The sequence below is a fragment of the Arthrobacter sp. MMS24-S77 genome (assembly GCF_054888235.1).
The window spans coordinates 3,068,530-3,084,614 of the sequence record NZ_JBTZRN010000001.1 but is presented as its reverse complement, the minus strand read 5'-3'; the positions used below and the strand labels follow the sequence as shown (position 1 = coordinate 3,084,614).

Annotated in this window: 16 protein-coding genes and 1 tRNA gene; 5 read left to right on the top strand and 12 right to left on the bottom strand. The window is 63.9% G+C overall.

The window, feature by feature from the left end; translation table 11 throughout:
- Positions 1–13 precede the first annotated feature (13 nt).
- Entirely contained in the window at positions 14–670 is a 657-nt protein-coding gene (locus ACX5I4_RS14110; RefSeq protein ID WP_461837198.1) for an MBL fold metallo-hydrolase, read from the top strand.
- A 22-nt stretch (positions 671–692) separates the two neighbouring features.
- Here the strand turns inward: ACX5I4_RS14110 and ACX5I4_RS14105 are convergent, their stop codons facing one another.
- Positions 693–1,781, bottom strand: coding sequence for a PLP-dependent cysteine synthase family protein (locus ACX5I4_RS14105; protein WP_461837197.1), 1,089 nt, complete (start codon positions 1,779–1,781; stop codon positions 693–695).
- A 115-nt stretch (positions 1,782–1,896) separates the two neighbouring features.
- Between ACX5I4_RS14105 and ACX5I4_RS14100 the strand changes: the two genes are divergently transcribed.
- From ACX5I4_RS14100 to ACX5I4_RS14090, 3 genes are read left to right on the top strand one after another with little or no spacing between them, the layout of a single operon-like run.
- Entirely contained in the window at positions 1,897–2,751 is an 855-nt protein-coding gene (locus ACX5I4_RS14100; RefSeq protein ID WP_461837196.1) for a sulfurtransferase, read from the top strand.
- Positions 2,752–2,790: 39 nt separating this feature from the next.
- Positions 2,791–4,038: an NAD(P)-dependent alcohol dehydrogenase gene (locus ACX5I4_RS14095; RefSeq protein WP_461837195.1), complete on the top strand. Its 1,248-nt coding sequence runs from the start codon at positions 2,791–2,793 to the stop codon at positions 4,036–4,038.
- Positions 4,035–4,463, top strand: coding sequence for an HIT family protein (locus tag ACX5I4_RS14090; protein ID WP_461837194.1), 429 nt, complete (start codon positions 4,035–4,037; stop codon positions 4,461–4,463). The genes ACX5I4_RS14095 and ACX5I4_RS14090 overlap by 4 nt, the downstream gene beginning before the upstream one ends.
- A gap of 283 nt (positions 4,464–4,746) precedes the next feature.
- On the opposite strand, the gene hrpA is transcribed toward ACX5I4_RS14090, so the two are convergent.
- From hrpA to ACX5I4_RS14075, 3 genes are all read right to left on the bottom strand, one after another.
- Positions 4,747–8,730: an ATP-dependent RNA helicase HrpA gene (gene hrpA, locus ACX5I4_RS14085; RefSeq protein ID WP_461837193.1), complete on the bottom strand. Its 3,984-nt coding sequence runs from the start codon at positions 8,728–8,730 to the stop codon at positions 4,747–4,749.
- 13 nt (positions 8,731–8,743) lie between these two features.
- Complete coding sequence (locus ACX5I4_RS14080) at positions 8,744–9,730, bottom strand: helix-turn-helix transcriptional regulator (RefSeq protein ID WP_461837192.1); 987 nt, start codon at positions 9,728–9,730, stop codon at positions 8,744–8,746.
- 129 nt (positions 9,731–9,859) lie between these two features.
- The gene (locus tag ACX5I4_RS14075) at positions 9,860–10,030 is read right to left on the bottom strand and encodes a hypothetical protein (RefSeq protein ID WP_461837191.1); all 171 of its coding nucleotides are present in this window, start codon (positions 10,028–10,030) and stop codon (positions 9,860–9,862) included.
- Between the two features lie 81 nt (positions 10,031–10,111).
- Here ACX5I4_RS14075 and ACX5I4_RS14070 point away from each other — a divergent pair, with 81 nt between their 5' ends.
- Entirely contained in the window at positions 10,112–11,080 is a 969-nt protein-coding gene (locus ACX5I4_RS14070; RefSeq protein ID WP_461837190.1) for a GlxA family transcriptional regulator, read from the top strand.
- Here ACX5I4_RS14070 and ACX5I4_RS14065 read toward each other — a convergent pair.
- The 8 genes from ACX5I4_RS14065 to ACX5I4_RS14030 form a co-directional block, all read right to left on the bottom strand.
- Entirely contained in the window at positions 11,077–11,373 is a 297-nt protein-coding gene (locus ACX5I4_RS14065) for a protealysin inhibitor emfourin (RefSeq protein WP_461837189.1), read from the bottom strand. The two genes, ACX5I4_RS14070 and ACX5I4_RS14065, sit on opposite strands and share 4 nt — an antisense overlap.
- Before the next feature lie 33 nt (positions 11,374–11,406).
- A complete protein-coding gene (locus ACX5I4_RS14060) occupies positions 11,407–12,450 on the bottom strand; it encodes a M4 family metallopeptidase (protein WP_461837188.1) in 1,044 nt (347 codons plus the stop codon).
- 95 nt (positions 12,451–12,545) lie between these two features.
- Entirely contained in the window at positions 12,546–12,716 is a 171-nt protein-coding gene (locus tag ACX5I4_RS14055) for a hypothetical protein (protein WP_461837187.1), read from the bottom strand.
- A complete protein-coding gene (locus tag ACX5I4_RS14050) occupies positions 12,703–12,852 on the bottom strand; it encodes a hypothetical protein (protein WP_461837186.1) in 150 nt (49 codons plus the stop codon). Before ACX5I4_RS14050 ends, ACX5I4_RS14055 begins: the two co-directional genes overlap by 14 nt.
- Before the next feature lie 151 nt (positions 12,853–13,003).
- A tRNA-Arg gene (locus ACX5I4_RS14045) sits at positions 13,004–13,076 on the bottom strand.
- A gap of 88 nt (positions 13,077–13,164) precedes the next feature.
- A complete protein-coding gene (locus tag ACX5I4_RS14040; protein ID WP_461837185.1) occupies positions 13,165–14,685 on the bottom strand; it encodes an FAD-dependent oxidoreductase in 1,521 nt (506 codons plus the stop codon).
- Positions 14,682–15,554, bottom strand: coding sequence for an FAD:protein FMN transferase (locus ACX5I4_RS14035; protein WP_461837184.1), 873 nt, complete (start codon positions 15,552–15,554; stop codon positions 14,682–14,684). Before ACX5I4_RS14035 ends, ACX5I4_RS14040 begins: the two co-directional genes overlap by 4 nt.
- 5 nt (positions 15,555–15,559) lie before the next feature.
- Positions 15,560–16,018 carry an FMN-binding protein gene (locus ACX5I4_RS14030; RefSeq protein ID WP_461837183.1) on the bottom strand — a complete coding sequence of 153 codons (459 nt, stop codon included), beginning with the start codon at positions 16,016–16,018 and terminating at the stop codon, positions 15,560–15,562.
- Positions 16,019–16,085: the final 67 nt, after the last annotated feature.

Genomic DNA, 16,085 nt, shown 5'->3' with positions numbered 1-16,085 from the left:
CTAGGCTGGCAGCATGAAGCTCACCAAGTTCACCCATGCCTGTGTCCGCCTGCAAAAGGACAACCAGGTCCTCGTGATTGATCCCGGCACCTTCTCCGAGTCCGAGGAAGCCCTTGCCGGTGCCCACGCGGTCTTGATCACCCACGAGCACGCGGACCATGTGGACGCCGCCGCCGTCGTCGATGCCCTCAAGGGAAACCCCGGATTGCAGGTGCACGCACCTGCCGGTGTCGCTTCCCAACTGGCTGAAAAGGCGGGCGACGACGGCGGCCGGGTGCACGCCGTCGAACCCGGAACCTCCTTTGAAGCCGGAGGCTTCGCGGTGCGCTCCTTCGGAGGTCAGCATGCCCTCATCCACCCTCAAATTCCCGTGGTTGCCAACATCGGCTACCTCGTGGATGAAAACGTCTTCCACCCGGGGGACTCGTTTGTTGTCCCTGATGGCGTAGACGTGCAAACCTTGCTGGTACCCATTCACGCACCGTGGTCAAAGGTAGGGGAAGTGGTTGACTTCGTCATCGCCGTCCGGGCGCCCAAGGCCTACCCGGTTCACGATGCCCTGCTCAACGAACTGGGACGCGGTTTGGTCGAAGCCCACGTGACCCGGATCGGCGCGAAGTACGGCACCAGCTACGCCAGGCTGTCTCCGCGGGAGTCGGTGGAGGTCTAGCGCATTCCGCCGGCGGCGCCGTCTACATGTTGCTTGGCCACGTGCCTGTCTCGAAGAAATCGGCCAGGATCGCCTCATAAGGAGCGGGATCCAGGCCGCGCTCGGCGATCCAGTCAGGGTTGTAATAGCTTCCGGCATAGCGATCGCCGGCGTCGCACATGAGGGAGACAATGCTCCCGCGTTTTCCCTCGGCCACCATGCCGGCAATCAATTGGCAGACGCCCCAAAGGTTGGTTCCTGTGGATGGCCCGGCGTGGAGCCCTGCAAGCCGCTGCAGTTGCCGCATGGCAGCCACCGAGGCGGCGTCGGGAACCTGGATCATGGTGTCGATGACGGCCGGGATGAAGCTTGGCTCCATGCGGGGCCGCCCAATGCCTTCGATGCGGGACGGCATCCCCGTGGAATAGTCCGAAACGCCGTCGCGCCAACCGGGATAGAAGGCTGAGTTCTCTGGATCGACAACGGCAAGCCGGGTGGAGTGGCAGTGGTACCTCAGGTAGCGGCCGATGGTTGCGCTGGTACCGCCCGTGCCGGCGCCCACTACGATCCATTCGGGCACGGGGTGCTCTTCGAGGGCGAGTTGCTCAAAAATCGACTCGGCGATGTTGTTGTTGCCCCGCCAGTCGGTGGCGCGTTCGGCGAAAGTGAATTGGTCCATGTAGTAGCCGCCGGACGTGCGGGCAACGTCCTCGGCCACCGCATAAACCTCGGAGGCATGGTCCACCAGCAGACAGGCGCCACCGAACTCTTCGATGAGCGCGATCTTTTCCGGGCTGGTGGTTCGAGTCATCACGGCGATGAATGGAAGCCCGATCAGCCTGGCGAAATATGCCTCCGATACCGCCGTGCTGCCGCTCGAGGCCTCCACGATGGTGGTCCCTTCGGTGATCCAGCCGTTGACCAGGCCGTAAAGGAAGAGTGACCGGGCCAAGCGATGCTTGAGGCTGCCGGAACGGTGCGTGGATTCGTCCTTGAGGTAGAGCTGGACACCCCAGTGCTCGGGGAGCGGCACCGCATAGAGGTGCGTGTCCGCCGAGCGGTTGTTCTCGGCTTCGATACGGCGGATTGCCTCGCTGGCCCATGCCCGGTCCTGATTGCGTAGAGTGCTCACCGATCCAGCCTACCGGCGGTGCCTGCCGCTCAAGGATAGGCTGGTAGCCGGTTGGCAGCTGCATGGCAGCAGCTTCGAAGTCTTTTGGTAGACACTGCAAAACGAAGGAGATTTGATGGCCACCCTCATTGATGTTGCCGCGCTCAAGGACCGCATGGACGCGGGCAAACGGACCGTATTGCTCGATGTCCGCTGGGTGCTGGGCGATCCGCACGGCCATTCGCACTTCCGCCAGGCCCACATTCCAGGCGCCGTCTATGTGGACTTGCACAACGAGCTCGCGGATCCCAAGGCCGAGGGACAGGGCAGGCACCCATTGCCGCGGACCGCTGCTCTGCAGCGAAGTGCCCGTGCCTGGGGAATCAACGACGGCGACACCGTGGTGGCCTACGACGACAGCGGCAGCACCGCGGCGGCACGGCTGTGGTGGCTACTTCGGGACGCTGGTTTCCATTCCGTGTTCCTGCTCGACGGCGGATTGGGCGCCTGGCGGGCGGCCGGCTACCCGTTGGCCCAGGACGAGCAACCGCCGGTACCCGGCGACGTCGTGCTTGGACACGGCCACATGGACGCCATCAACATGAACGAAGCAGCGGACTGGTCCAGCCACGGAATCCTTCTCGATGCCCGCGCGGGAGAACGCTACCGCGGCGAGATCGAACCCATTGATCCCCGCGCCGGGCACATTCCCGGCGCGTTGAGCGCCCCCACCAGCGGAAACCTCGGCTCGGACGGCAGGTTCCTGGATCCAGCTGGGCTCCGCGATAGATTTGCTGCCCTGGGCATCGACGATGGCGCCAAGGTGGCGGTCTACTGCGGCTCCGGTGTGACGGCAGCCCATGAAATCGCCGCACTCGAAATTGCCGGATTCAGGGCGGCACTGTTCCCGGGTTCTTTTTCCCAGTGGTCCTCGCTTGACTCGAACCGGGTGGTGGTCGGTGCCGAGCCTCTGGGCGCGCCTGGCCAGTGAACCTTGGCTGCAGTGGAGCCGCAGGGCGAGCGGTGCTGGGTGGCAGAAATTCAGCCCGCGGGGGTAGCGTCGAAGCATGACTCCCGGACGCCCTGTTCCCCGCCCCTTGGCAAACCGCTCCTCCCGAGTAACGGGACAGCGGCCGCCTACGGCACGCCAACACTCGCGGCCGCCTACGGCACGCCAACACTCGCGGCCGCCTACGGCACGCCAACACTCGCGGCCGCCTACGGCGCCACTTCTGCGGTGAGCGGTCTTGTCCCGCTGACGGTCGCCCGCCGCGTTCCCAAGGAAGACGACGTCGAGATCGAGATCGATTTCTGCGGCCTGTGCCACTCCGATGTCCACGCGACGCGAGGCGAATGGGGCGCCCAAACCTATCCTTTGGTCCCGGGCCACGAAATCGTGGGCCGGGTCCGCAGGGTGGGCTCCGCCGTCGACGATTTCGCACCGGGTGATCTGGTGGGCGTCGGCTGCTTGGTGGACTCCTGCCGCGAGTGCGATAGCTGCCTCGAAGGCCTCGAACAGTATTGCGAACGCGGAAACGTTGGCACCTATGGGGTGAAGGATTTCCGGAACGGCGATTCGATCACCCAAGGTGGCTACTCCACCTCGGTGGTGGTTGACCGCCGCTTCGTGCTGCGCGTTCCCGAGGGCCTGGACCCTGCCGCGGTGGCGCCCTTGCTCTGCGCAGGGATCACCACCTACTCTCCGCTGCGCTACTTCGACGTCGAGGAAGGGGACGTGGTGGGCGTCGTCGGACTCGGCGGCCTCGGCCACATGGCCGTCAAGATTGCCAAGGCCATGGGCGCGCACGTGGTGGTGTTCACGACGTCGGAGGCCAAGTTCGAGGCGGCAATAGAACTTGGCGCCGACGACGTGATCCTCTCGAAGGATCCCGAGGCAATGGAAGGCGTCAACCGCACCATCGACGTCATTATCGACACCGTTGCGGCGCCCCATGACTTGAACCCGTACTTCCGCACCTTGCGGCTGAACGGTGCCCTCTTCCAATTGGGGCTGCCTCCTACCGACATGCCTCCTGTCAGTCCCGGCGCGCTGATCCGACGCCGGCTCTCCTACGCGGGCTCGTTGATCGGCGGCATTGCCGAGACCCAGGAGATGCTGGATTTCTGCGCCGAGCACGGCGTAGTGAGCGATATCGAAATGGTCACCGCGCGGCAACTCAATGAGGCCTACGATCGCATGGTCGCCGGCGACGTAAAATACCGATTCGTCCTCGATACCAAGACCCTTCAGACCCCTTCGGAAAAGGCAGACGCATGAGCACCCTGTTTACCAAGATCATCAACGGCGAGATCCCTGGACGTTTTGTGTGGAAGGACGACGACGTGGTGGCCTTCCTGACCATCGCCCCGCTTACCGACGGCCACACGCTCGTGGTGCCGCGCAAAGAGGTGGACCGCTGGACCGACGTCCCCCCTGAGCTCCTCAACAAGGTCATGTCTGTCGCGCAGACAATCGGCAAAGCACAAGTGAAGGCGTTTGGCGCACCACGGGCGGGACTGTCCGTGGTGGGCTTCGAAGTGGAGCACTTCCACGTGCACGTCTTCCCGGCAACGTCCCTGGCCGATTTCGACTTCGGAACCGTAGAGCACAACCCGGACCCTGCCCGGCTCGACGCGAACGCGGCGAAACTCCGCGCCGGCCTCGTCGCCGCCGGACACGGCGACTCTGTTCCGGCGGACTGACGCTGGGGAAGCCGTCGAGGTGGCCGCACCTTGCCGGTCCGGCGACCGCGTTCCGGGGCGACGCTCGCTCACTTTCGGTGGTGTTTTCGCAAACGCTCGCTCATCTTTGGTGGTGTTTTCCCGAACGCTCGCTCATGTTTGGCAGGGAAAGGCCTGTATAGGTGAGCGAGCGTCGGGGGATTTGGCCGTATAGGTAAGCGAGCGTCCTGGGATTTGGCCGTATAGGTGAGCGAGCGTTGGGGGATTTGGCCTTATAGGTGAGCGAGCGTTGGTAAGGCCCCGCCTACGCGGGTGCCAACGCCTGGTTGAGCACCGTCCGGATACGTTTTTCCGAGACTGAGTAGGCGGTGCCAAGCTCCACCGCGAAGAGGCTCACCCGGAGTTCCTCGATCATCCAGCGCACCCGTGTTAACTCAGCGCCCGCCCGTCGCCCGGGCAGCAGCGCGGAGACGGCGTCGTCGTAGTCATCTTCCAAGGCTTGCACCACGGACATGTTCAGCCCGTCCCTCTGGACATTGTTTGGAAGCTTTTCGAGGCGCTTCTCAATTCCGGCCAGATACCGAGGCAGTTGGCTGAGCTGTGCGTAGCCCGTCTGTGCCACAAAACCAGCGAACACGAGTTGCTCCAGTTGGCTCTTCATATCATTGAGCGCGCTGATCAAGGCAAGGCTCGTGCTGCCCTTGAGTTGCTTTTCGATCCGCCGGGTGCTGGCCAGAACGCGTTCGACGACGGCCGTCACAGTGAAGACGGTGTCGATCAGTTCCGCGCGGACCAGTTCGTAGAGGGCATCGAACGCTGCCTTGTCCCAAGGGAGTTCTGCCGGGGTCAGCTTGTCGATGGCCGCGAGGACGCAGTCCGCGATCAAGGCGCTCACAGAACCATGCGGATTCTGGCTGAACGTCAATTTCTCCGTGTTGTTCAAATGTTCCAGGACGTAGCGGTCCGGGGCGGGAACCCGCAGCGCGAGCAAACGGATAACACCGCCACGCATGGCCGACTCTTGTTCCGCCCGGGTCTGGAATACCCGCAACGCCACGGACTTGCCCTCGTCTACCAGGGCCGGAAACCCCGTGACGTCGTGCCCCTTCACCGTGCGGGTCACTTTGCGCTCAATCGCGCCGAAAGTCCATTCGGTCAGCCCGGATTGTTCGGACAGGAAACCGCCGGTCTGTGAGGTCAGGCCGCTGCCGTTTCCGTTAGGGGAGCTGGGACCCGCGACGGCAGTGGGCATTCCGGCGCCCCTCGGCCCCTTGATGCGTGCGGTTGTCGCGGGTGTTGCCCCGAGGGATTCGGCGATGGCTCGGCGCGTAGCCGGCGCCAGTTGCTCCTGGAGTGCGGCGAGGTCCTTGCCTTCGTCCAGCACCTTCCCGCGGCTGTCCACCACTTTGAAACTGACGCGCAGATGTGCCGGCACGGCCTCCCAGTTCCAGGAGCCCGGTGGGATGATGTGTCCGCGGATGCGGCGCAGCACGAGCTCGAGAGAGGCCTCAAGCTCGTCCGAGGCAGGATCGAAGTCATTTTCCAAGGCAGCAGCTGCCTGCCGGGCAACATCCGGGGCCGGGACGAAGTTCTTGCGGATGTGCTTAGGCAGGGACTTGATCAACGCCGTGAGGAGTTCCACCCGTTGGCCGGGTATCTGCCATCGGAAAGCGGAGTCGTCGAGTTGGTTGAGGAAAAGCACCGGCACTTCGGCCGTGACGCCATCCGAGGGATTGGGCGGCGAACCGGGCGCCACGGGATGGAACTCGTAGCTCAGTGGCAGCTCAAAGCCCTTGTGTAGCCAGGTTTTCGGATAAGCGGAATCATCCAATGCCTCGGCGTCTTCGCTGATGAGGAGCGATTGGTCGAAGTCCAACAGCGTGGGATCCTGCTGGCGGGCGTCCTTCCACCACTTGTCGAAGTGCCTTTCCGAGACCACGTCCGTGCCGATCCTGGCGTCGTAAAACTCGAAGAGCGTGTGGTCATCCACCAGGATGTCCCGGCGGCGCATCCGCGTCTCAAGCTCCTCGACCTCATGGAGGAGGGCGCGGTTGCGGTGGAAGAACTTGTGGTGGGTCTTCCAGTCGCCCTCCACGAGGGCATGCCGAATGAACAGCTCGCGGGAGAGTTCCGGGTCGATCCGGCCGTAATTGATGCGGCGGTTCGGGATGATGGGAACTCCGTAGAGCATGACCTTCTCGTGCGCCATGACCGAGCCCGTCCGGGCGGACCAATGGGGCTCACTGTACGTGCGCTTCACGAGATCCGGGGCTACCTGTTCAGCCCACAAGGGATCAAACTTGGCTGCAACCCTGGCCCACAGCCGGCTGGTTTCAACCAATTCCGCTGCCATGACAAACGTCGGCGACTTCTTGAACAGTGCCGAGCCGGGGAAGATGGCGAAACGGCTGCCGCGTGCTCCGGCATATTCGCGCTTGCGTTCATCCAGCATGCCGATGTGGCTCAGCAGCCCCGAGAGCAAGCTGATGTGGATGCCCTCGCTGTTACCGACGGGGTCGGCTTCGCGCTTGTTGTCGATCGTGATGCCCAGGGGCTTGGCGAGCTGGCGCAATTGCTGGAAGAGATCCTGCCATTCGCGGACCCGCAAGTAGTTGATGAATTCGTTCCTGCATAGCCGGCGGAACTGCGTGGAAGAGAGCTCCTGTTGCTTTTCCTGGATGTAGTTCCAGAGATTCAGGAATCCGGTGAAGTCCGAGTTCTCGTCCCGGAAGCGTGCGTGCTTCTCCGCCGCAAGTTGTTGCTTGTCAGTCGGGCGTTCGCGGGGATCCTGGATCGTCAAAGCAGCCGCCAGGATCATGACTTCCTTGACGCAGCCGCGCTTCCCGGCCTCCACAATCATCCTGCCGAGGCGCGGGTCGACCGGAAGCTGGGCCAACTTCTGCCCGACGGCGGTCAGGCCACCTGCCGTACGCCCATTGCCTCGCTCGCCCGTGGGCGGAGTGCCGCCGTCGCCCGTGCGGGCAGGGCTCAGGGCACCGAGTTCGCGCAACAGCGTGACGCCGTCGTTGATCGCGCGGGAGTCCGGCGGCTCCACAAAGGGGAAGTTCTCGACGTCCTTGGGGCCTCGGGCTACTCCCATGGCCGTCATCTGCAGGATAACGGCCGCAAGGTTGGTCCTCAGGATCTCCGGATCGGTGAACTGGGGGCGGGACTCGAAGTCTTCCTCGGAATAGAGCCGGATGGCGATACCCTCCGAGACACGCCCACAGCGACCCGAACGCTGGCTCGCCGATGCCTGTGAAACACGTTCAATCGGAAGCCGCTGCACCTTGGTCCGGTGCGAGTAACGCGAGATACGGGCCGTGCCGGTGTCGATGACGTACTTGATGCCGGGAACCGTTAGAGAGGTCTCCGCGACATTCGTGGCCAGGATGATCCGCCGCTTACCGCCGGGGTTGAAGACCCTGTGCTGCTCCTGCAGGCTCAAGCGGGCAAACAGTGGCAGGACTTCGGTTCCCGCCAGCCTTCGGTTGGACGGGATCCGGCCGTTCAGGGCCTCCGCCGCGTCGCGGATCTCGCGCTCGCCGGAGAAGAACACCAGGATGTCGCCGGGAGCTTCCAGCGCAAGTTCGTCGACGGCGTCGCACACTGCATCGAGGGGATCGCGGTCTTCCTCGAGTTCGTCGTCGGACGCGTCTTCATCGCCGCCGCCGGCGGGCTGGGACAGCGGCCGGTAGCGGATCTCCACCGGGTACGTCCGGCCCGAGACCTCAATGATCGGCGCGGGCTCTTCCTCGCTGCCGAAGTGCTTGGCGAAACGCTGGGGATCGATCGTGGCCGAGGTAATGATGACCTTCAGGTCCGGCCTCTGCGGCAGGATCCGCTTGAGATACCCCAGGATGAAGTCGATGTTGAGGCTGCGCTCGTGTGCCTCGTCGATGATGATGGCGCTGTATTTCCGCAGCAGCTTGTCGCGCTGGATTTCCGCAAGCAGGATGCCGTCGGTCATCAACTTGATTTTGGTGGCCTTGCTGACCTCGCCCGTGAAACGGACCTGGAAGCCCACTTCCTGCCCGATCTCCACGCCCATCTCAAAGGCGATGCGTTCGGCAACAGTACGTGCGGCAAGGCGGCGCGGCTGGGTGTGGCCGATCAGCCCCTTGTCCCCAAGGCCAAGTTCCAGGCACATCTTGGGAATCTGGGTGGTCTTGCCGGAGCCGGTTTCGCCGGCGATGATGGTCACCTGGTTTGCGGCGATGGCCGCCATCAAGTCCTCGCGGCGCTCGGAGACGGGCAGCTCTGCGGGGTAGGAAATATGAAGTGTCATGGCTGCTGACAGTCTACTGTGGCAGCGCGTTGCCTCGCAGTGCGTGGTTCCCGGCAGCTTTTTCCAATCGTCCGGCCATGGTGCGGGCGTAATCCTTGAATTCCTCGGGAGAGATGATCTCAAAGTCCATGTCCAGCGCTGCGAGGTGTGCGGCTGGTTGCGCCAGGCTGTCCCAGCCCGCCCGGAGCAGGGTGGCATTCCCGCCGTCGTCGCTCAAGCTGGCGAGCTGCGGGCCGACGACGGCGGCCACCTCGCCAATGGGGGCGTGGAGGCGGACGACGACGTCGTAGCGGTAGGGCGAGCGGGTCACGGATCGTTGGACGTAATCTGCGAGGTCCTTGGCCGGCAAGGGGCGCGGCAGGTACTTTTTCCGTTCCACCGGCAAGGAGGAGATGCGGTCCGCACGGAACGTGCGCCAGTCCTCCCGGTCGACGTCCCACGCGACCAGGTACCAGCGGCGCCCGGTGTCCACCAAGCGGTACGGTTCCACCAGGCGCCGGCCGGCGTCGCCGTCGGCCTTGACGTAGTCAAAACTGAGTTGCCGTTTGTCCGCGATTGCCGCAGAGACCACCGTGAGTTGCTGGGGGTCCACCGACGCCGCGTTGCTTGGCAGGGTGGTGACGGCGGCCTTGAGCATCGCGAATTTGGGGCGGAGGCGCGAGGGCAGCACTTGTTCGAGTTTGGCGAGTGCGCGTACCGACGCTTCCCCGATACCGGCCACAGGGCCCGCCGCGACGGAGTTCAGTCCCAAAGCGACGGCCAAGGCCTCATTGTCATCGAGCAGGAGCGGCGGGAGTTGCGCCCCGGCGCCCAATTGGTAGCCACCGGCTATTCCGGGCGAAGCATGGATGGGATAGCCGAGGTTGCGGAGCTTGTCGATGTCGCGCCGGACGGTGCGCTCCGTGACACCCATCCGGTTGGCCAATGCCGGACCTGTCCATTCACGCCGGACCTGCAGCAAGGACAACAATTGCAGCAGCCTGGCGGACGTCTGGATCATGGCATTGAATCTAGCCCACAATGCGGACAATAGCTGTCCCCATTGAGTTCTAGGCTGTGTCCGAGCCGCCGGCGCAGGATACGTCGCGCGGCACGGCTCGGACGGTGCGTGGTCAGGGGCAGTGCGTGGTTAGAAGACGCGAAGCGTCCAGTAAGGGGCGCTGGGCAGTTCGCGGGCGGTCCAAGGCTGTTCGGAACGGACCGGGGGAAGGTGGCCGCGGCCGTCCCGAAGGACTGCTGAGACGGTAGCAGCGGCAGTGATGACGAGGATGATGAACACCAAGATTCCGACGATTTCCATGTCTCCATCGTGTTCCTGATCCGGTCCAAGAAACAGTGGCAGAAATGACCCATTTAGACAATTTTCTGCCACACTGGATTTATGTTGAAATCGGTGGCAATCATTGTGGTCCCCAACTTCTCGATCTTCGAGTTCGGGACCGCCTACGAGGTCTTTGGCATTGATCGCAAGGACCGGGGGAGCGGCGTTCCCAGCTTTGATTTCAGGGTCTGCACCCCTGTTCCGGGCGATGTGAAGATGAAGTCCGGCCTGTCGATGCATGTGGAACTGGGACTCGAGGCCGCGGCAGATGCAGACCTCGTCATCATGGCGCCCTACGGCAGGGACGAGGACGTTCCGGAATCCGTGCTTGATGCACTGAGGGCAGCGCACGCCCGCGGAGCCTGGGTCATGTCGATTTGCTCCGGAGCCTACGCACTGGCGCGCGCCGGGCTCTTGGACGGGCGCCGCTGCACCACGCATTGGCACTACTCACAGGACCTTGCCAGCAGGTATCCCAAGATCCACGTGGACGAGAACGTACTCTACGTCCAGGACGGAACACTCATCACCAGCGCGGGCACGGCAGCAGGGATTGACGCTTGCCTGCATCTGGTCCGTGTGGAGTTGGGCGCCAATGTCGCAGCGGCCATTGCGCGCGACATGGTGGTTCCGCCGCACCGGGACGGCGGCCAGGCCCAGTTCATTGATCGGCCCATGCCCACGTGCGGCTCAGCGCCCATGGAGGCCTTGCTGCGCTGGATGGTGGAGAACCTTGACCGGGACCACAGCGTCAACGAACTGGCGACGCGGCTTCATATGTCCGCACGGACCTTCGCGCGCCGCTTCCGGGCCGAGACAGGCGCCACACCGGCGGCCTGGCTCAACTCGCAGCGGGTGCTCCGGGCCCAGGAACTCCTGGAAACCACCGAACTGAACATCGACGAAGTTGCACGCGAAGCCGGGTTCGGGCATTCGGTGCTGCTGAGGCACCACTTTGCCAAGGTCCTGGACACGAGCCCGCAGTCCTATCGGAGGGCTTTCCGCGGTCAGTTGGCGGAAGTCGGCTAGCGGAGGGTTTCCCGGCCTTCCACCTTGGCGTGCTCCACGAGGGTGTGCCATGGTCCGGTGACAGCGGTTTCCGGAAGCGTTGCCCGGTGTTGTCCTGCGCGGATCGAATACATGAACCGGTCGGCTTGCCCGGCCATTTGCCCGGCCGATTGCGCGCGGGACGGCACTTGGTCCCAAGGGCAGGCCTCCACGATGGGCATCCAGCGTTGCTTGGCTTCAGTGCTGGCGGCATCCACGGTCCAGACGCGTGTGATCGCGGCGACGCCGCCGCTGCGCTGGACAGTAATTTTCATGTTCGACGGCTTCCACTGCTCTGGAGTGTGTTGCTAGAGCTTTACCTTCACAGTTTCCCATGCCTTCAAGACGGCGTCATGCTCGGATGAACCAGCGCCGAACAGTTCCTCAGCAGACGTCGCGGTTGCCTTGGCGAAGCGCCGGAAGGTGCACGTGGCAGGCAGGGAGCCGCCTGTCAGGGTGTTGTACCAGATCTGGCCCGGCGCTTCCCACGCATTGCCGCCGAGTTCCAGGGCAACGATGGAGAAAGCCCTGTTGGGGATGCCTGAGTTGATGTGGACACCGCCGTTGTCCGCAGTAGTGCGGACATAGGTATCCATGGAGTCCGGTTGCGGATCCTTGCCGAGCACGTCGTCGTCGTAAGCGGTGCCTGGTGCCTTCATCGAACGGAGGGCGGCGCCTTGAACGGCATCGGTGAACAAGCCCTCGCCGATCAGCCAGCTGGCTTCGGCCGCGGATTGATTTTTGGCATGCTGCTCCACTAGCACCCCGAAAACATCGGACATGGACTCGTTGAGGGCTCCCGCTTGGTTCCGATAGGCGAGGGCTGCTGTGTACTGGGTGACGCCGTGCGCAAGTTCGTGCCCGATCACGCTGAGTGACTTCGTGAATCTTTGGAAGATCTCGCCGTCGCCGTCACCGAAGACCATCTGGCTGCCATTCCAAAACGCGTTGTCGTACAGCTGGCCGTAATGGACGGAGGCATCGAGTTTCAGCCCGGCGCCGTCGATCGAATTCCTGCTGAACACCTCTGCGTAGAGCCTGTGGGTTTCGCCAAGTCCGTCGTATGCTTCATCGGCGGCCGCGTCGCCGGTAGCCGCACCGCCCTCTTTGCGGACGAGCTTGCCGGGCAGGATCTCCGTGGATCCGGTGTCGTAGATGGTCCGTTTGGGCGGACCGGGCTTGGCCTGGCGCGCCGTGGGTACCGGGGCCGGCACGGGAAGCGAGCGGACCGCCTGGAGGGACTTGATGTGGAGCAGGGATTCCTTGGCTGCGCGCGCAATCATCCGCAGGCGGGGCTCATTCTGGGTTGCCAGCCGACGCAGCATATAGGGCGGAATGATGGAACAGATCATGGCGAACCCTTTCGTACCTGGTGGACTTGACCGGGTACGAACAGCTTAGAAGCGGCCGCCGACATTTTGGCCGGCTCGGTGCGGCATGTCCGCGATCACGTTAAGTGAGAGGCCTCCAGGGGGCATGGAGGGAACGGTTCCACGTCGTTTTCGGAACCCTTGAGGATCCGTTGCAGCTTGCCGAGGTCCACGATGCCGTTGCCCCATGCCAACTCGATTTCGTAGAGGGCTTGCTTGTTGCGACGGGCGGCTTCACAGTCCGGCATCGGTGTCCTTGGGTTCTGGGTGAAGGATGGTTGCGAGTTGTGTCGCTGGCAGCCGCGAGAGTTTCCTGGCAAGGACCGGGGCTTGGGCTTCGAGCTCGTGGAGCACAGCCGCGGGCTCCTCTTGTGGTGTTTGCACAAGTCTTTTTGTTGTCTGCACAAGAACCATGTGGTGGCAGGCAGCAAAACGTGACGCGGTTTTTCCACTTATTTTTCGATTGCCCGGGCAGCAACTCGCCGGAGGCAAAGAAAACCCCGCCAGTTCCATGAACTGGCGGGGTTTTCCGTTGTGCCCTCGATAGGATTCGAACCTACGGCCTTCTGCTCCGGAGGCAGACGCTCTATCCCCTGAGCTACGAGGGCATCCAGGGTTCCCGTCCGTTGCCGGAGGGACGTCCACGAGCTTAGCAGGTCACCGCGCCGCAATGGAAAACGGAGGCGGTGCGCCGCGTCAATAGCCCGAGAACGAGTCGGTATGGATCCGACGGGCCCCCGCACGGCGTGCGGCGGAGCGAAGGGAATCGACGTTTTCCGGGGACCCGGACACGTACACATCCCGTTTGGCGACATCGGGAACGAGCTCCCGCAGCGAGTTGCCGTCGATCCGGCGCCGCCCGGCGTCGTGCATGAACGACGGCGGTGCCGAACCGTCTGCCACACGCGCAATGACCCGCGCGCCGGAGGCCTCCAGGACATCCCGCCCGGCAAGTTCGGCAGCGCTGGGGGCGAGATACAGCACCACGATGTCCCTGCGGGCAGAGCCGGCGGTCGCCAGTTGGGACAAGAAGGGCGTGATCCCTATTCCGGCAGCGACGAGCAGGACTGGCCTGCCGGCGTCGGGCGGTAGGACAAAGTCGCCGCCCACCGCGGTACCACGAACGCATTCTCCGGGCTCAAGGGCGAGCAACGCTCGCTTGGCGGCCGAGATCGGCTCCGCGGTTCCGACGCCGAAGGTCACCTCCGGCGATCCCGGCGCGCTGGTGATGCTGAAGACCCGTCTCCGTCCCTTCCCGTCGGAACGCGGGTGCGGGAGGTTGAGTTCCATGAATTGCCCGGGAAGGAAGCGAACGGGACGGCTCGGCTCAAAACGGAATTCGGTAGTGAACGGAGTCAGCGGACGCGAACCCTTGAAGGTCAGCATGACCCCGCCGCGTTGTCCCGCAAGGAACGCGAGTAAGTTGCCCACGAGCAGCGCAAGCTCCGGAGAATTTGCGACGATGCCCAGGTTGTACGGCACCGCGAACAACACGCCGACGACGACGGCCAGCGCCAATTGCTGCAAGCGGCGGGGCGGCAAGGTGAGCGGCTCCGTGAGCATGAAGCCCACGAAGAACAGGAGCGGCCGTTGCGCAAGCGGCTGCCAGAGGGCGGGTCCCCAGGCCATGCCGGCCCGCAGGAGTTCGGCGGACACGATGGATACCGTGACCACGAGGAACGTGCAGGCCATCAGCATCTTCCGCGTCCTGTACAGCACCAGGAGGACCCCGGGCACCAGGAGCCACAACATGGCCGGAGTCGCTGCCCACCATGTCGCGATGTTCAAACCCGTGAGGCTGGCGATGAAGGCGCCGGCAGCCGCGGGGTTGAAAATGTGCCGGCCACGGAAGGCCAGCACGTACTTCGATGCCGACGCCAGCACGCATGCCACAACCACCCCGGCAAGGTCAGGCGCCTGGACCGTGGGGACGAGTTCGGTGGGCCAGAACAGGAAATACAGGAGAAGCCCCGTGATGAGCGAAGACTCGGAGTGCGGCCGGACCTTGAACAGCATGGCCACGAGCCGGTTGGACGCATAGGTCAGTCCCACGCACAGCACAAGGTGGACGAGCATTTCCGGCAGGCCGAAGGTCAGCCAGCCGAGGACGTTCAACACCATGCTGTACACCGCAAGGATGGCGAGGATCCACAGAATCAGCCGGTACATGGTGAAACGGCCAAGCCAGGCGTCGGCACGCGCTTTGATGGCAATCATGTGAACAGTGTCCCTTCAAAACCTGCCGAATAGGCGGCGTGTCCGTCCGAATAGACCGTGAGCCAGTCGAACTCGAATTCCTTGGCAAGGACCGCCGGGTCCACCAGGAAGAGCGCGGTGGCCAGCGCATCGGCTTCCATTGCCGTGGCGGCCATGGTCCAGGTGGCAACCACTGTCTCCACCGGGCGCCCGGTGGCGCCGTCCAGGACATGGTGCAGGCCGTCGCCCCACGCGCGTCGGTTGGCTGCAGAAGCGCACAGGGCACCGTCGTGGAGTTCGACGACGCCGATCGCCTGGGTGGGGTCGTAAGGGTGTTCGAGGGCCACGCCCAGCGGTTCTGCACCGGAGTGGAGCATGTCGCCGCTCGCATCGACAAGGAACTCAGTGATCCCCGCGGAGCGCAGGACCGCGGCTGCCAGGTCCACCAGCTGGCCTTTTCCGGCAGAGCCTATGTCCAGTACCAAGGGAGCGGAAGTGCTGATCTTTGTGCCGTTCCACTCCAAGACGTCTTCCCAAGGCGGCGCCGGCACGGGGTTGCCGAGGGGTCGCAGGGCATAGTCTGCCCCGTAGCCCAGCCGCTCAAGGCTGCTTCCGATGAGTGGCGTCATGGCACCGCTGCTGAGGCGGTACAGCTTCCTGAACAGAACTTCCAGCGCCGACGCACCTGCCGGGAGCACGACAGTCCCGGGTTCCCGCGCGAGCCGCGCAATCAGCGAGTCGGCGCGGAACCGTGAATAGCTTCGGTCGTAGTCCTCCACGACGTCCAGCACACTGCGGCGGACGGCGCTGGGGAGCGGATCCGGCGTCGAAATCTCCCACCTGGTTCCGATTCCGTCGAAGCTGAAGCCGCTCCAGCCCGCGTGCGGCATGGCGGCTATTTGGCCTCGGATTTGATGGTTTCCACGGCTTGGTTGAACCCGCCGCTGGTCAGGGAAGAGCCTGCGACCTTGGACACGTTGATGTCGTCCAGCTTCTTGCCGACGATCTGCGCCGCGATTCCGTCCTTGAATTCGCCCTGGAACTTCTTGGTGTTCGGGTTCGAGGGGTGGACGGTGATGTCGACACCGGAAATGGTGCCACCGGTCAAGGTCAGCTGGACGCCTATGGTTTCCTGCCCGTTGGGCGAGGTGTAGGAGCCATCGGCACTGTAGGTACCGTCCTTGTACGAGCCCGACGACGAGCCTGTCGTAGCCAGCTTGCTGGAGCCTGCCTGCGTGCTCGTGTTCTGTGGTGTGCTGCTCTGGGCTGTGGACGGCGCGCAGGCGGCCACCGAGCCGGCGAGGGAGAGGCCGGCGGCGCCGACGAGGATGCTCTTGTGGAGTGGCGTAGTCATATTCTGCTCGTTTCAACTGGACAAGAAATGGTCTTGGCACATGGACCGGACGCATGGTCCGGGCCTG

Bases quoted from the DNA above. Each gene is read 5' to 3' on its own strand.
- ACX5I4_RS14110 (WP_461837198.1), top strand. From the start codon at position 14: ATGAAGCTCACCAAGTTCACCCATGCCTGTGTCCGCCTGCAAAAGGAC.
- ACX5I4_RS14100 (WP_461837196.1), top strand. From the start codon at position 1,897: ATGGCCACCCTCATTGATGTTGCCGCGCTCAAGGACCGCATGGACGCG.
- ACX5I4_RS14090 (WP_461837194.1), top strand. From the start codon at position 4,035: ATGAGCACCCTGTTTACCAAGATCATCAACGGCGAGATCCCTGGACGT.
- hrpA (WP_461837193.1), bottom strand. From the start codon at position 8,730: ATGACACTTCATATTTCCTACCCCGCAGAGCTGCCCGTCTCCGAGCGC.
- ACX5I4_RS14080 (WP_461837192.1), bottom strand. From the start codon at position 9,730: ATGATCCAGACGTCCGCCAGGCTGCTGCAATTGTTGTCCTTGCTGCAG.
- ACX5I4_RS14075 (WP_461837191.1), bottom strand. From the start codon at position 10,030: ATGGAAATCGTCGGAATCTTGGTGTTCATCATCCTCGTCATCACTGCC.
- ACX5I4_RS14070 (WP_461837190.1), top strand. From the start codon at position 10,112: ATGTTGAAATCGGTGGCAATCATTGTGGTCCCCAACTTCTCGATCTTC.
- ACX5I4_RS14065 (WP_461837189.1), bottom strand. From the start codon at position 11,373: ATGAAAATTACTGTCCAGCGCAGCGGCGGCGTCGCCGCGATCACACGC.
- ACX5I4_RS14060 (WP_461837188.1), bottom strand. From the start codon at position 12,450: ATGATCTGTTCCATCATTCCGCCCTATATGCTGCGTCGGCTGGCAACC.
- ACX5I4_RS14055 (WP_461837187.1), bottom strand. From the start codon at position 12,716: ATGCCGGACTGTGAAGCCGCCCGTCGCAACAAGCAAGCCCTCTACGAA.
- ACX5I4_RS14040 (WP_461837185.1), bottom strand. From the start codon at position 14,685: ATGATTGCCATCAAAGCGCGTGCCGACGCCTGGCTTGGCCGTTTCACC.
- ACX5I4_RS14035 (WP_461837184.1), bottom strand. From the start codon at position 15,554: ATGCCGCACGCGGGCTGGAGCGGCTTCAGCTTCGACGGAATCGGAACC.
- ACX5I4_RS14030 (WP_461837183.1), bottom strand. From the start codon at position 16,018: ATGACTACGCCACTCCACAAGAGCATCCTCGTCGGCGCCGCCGGCCTC.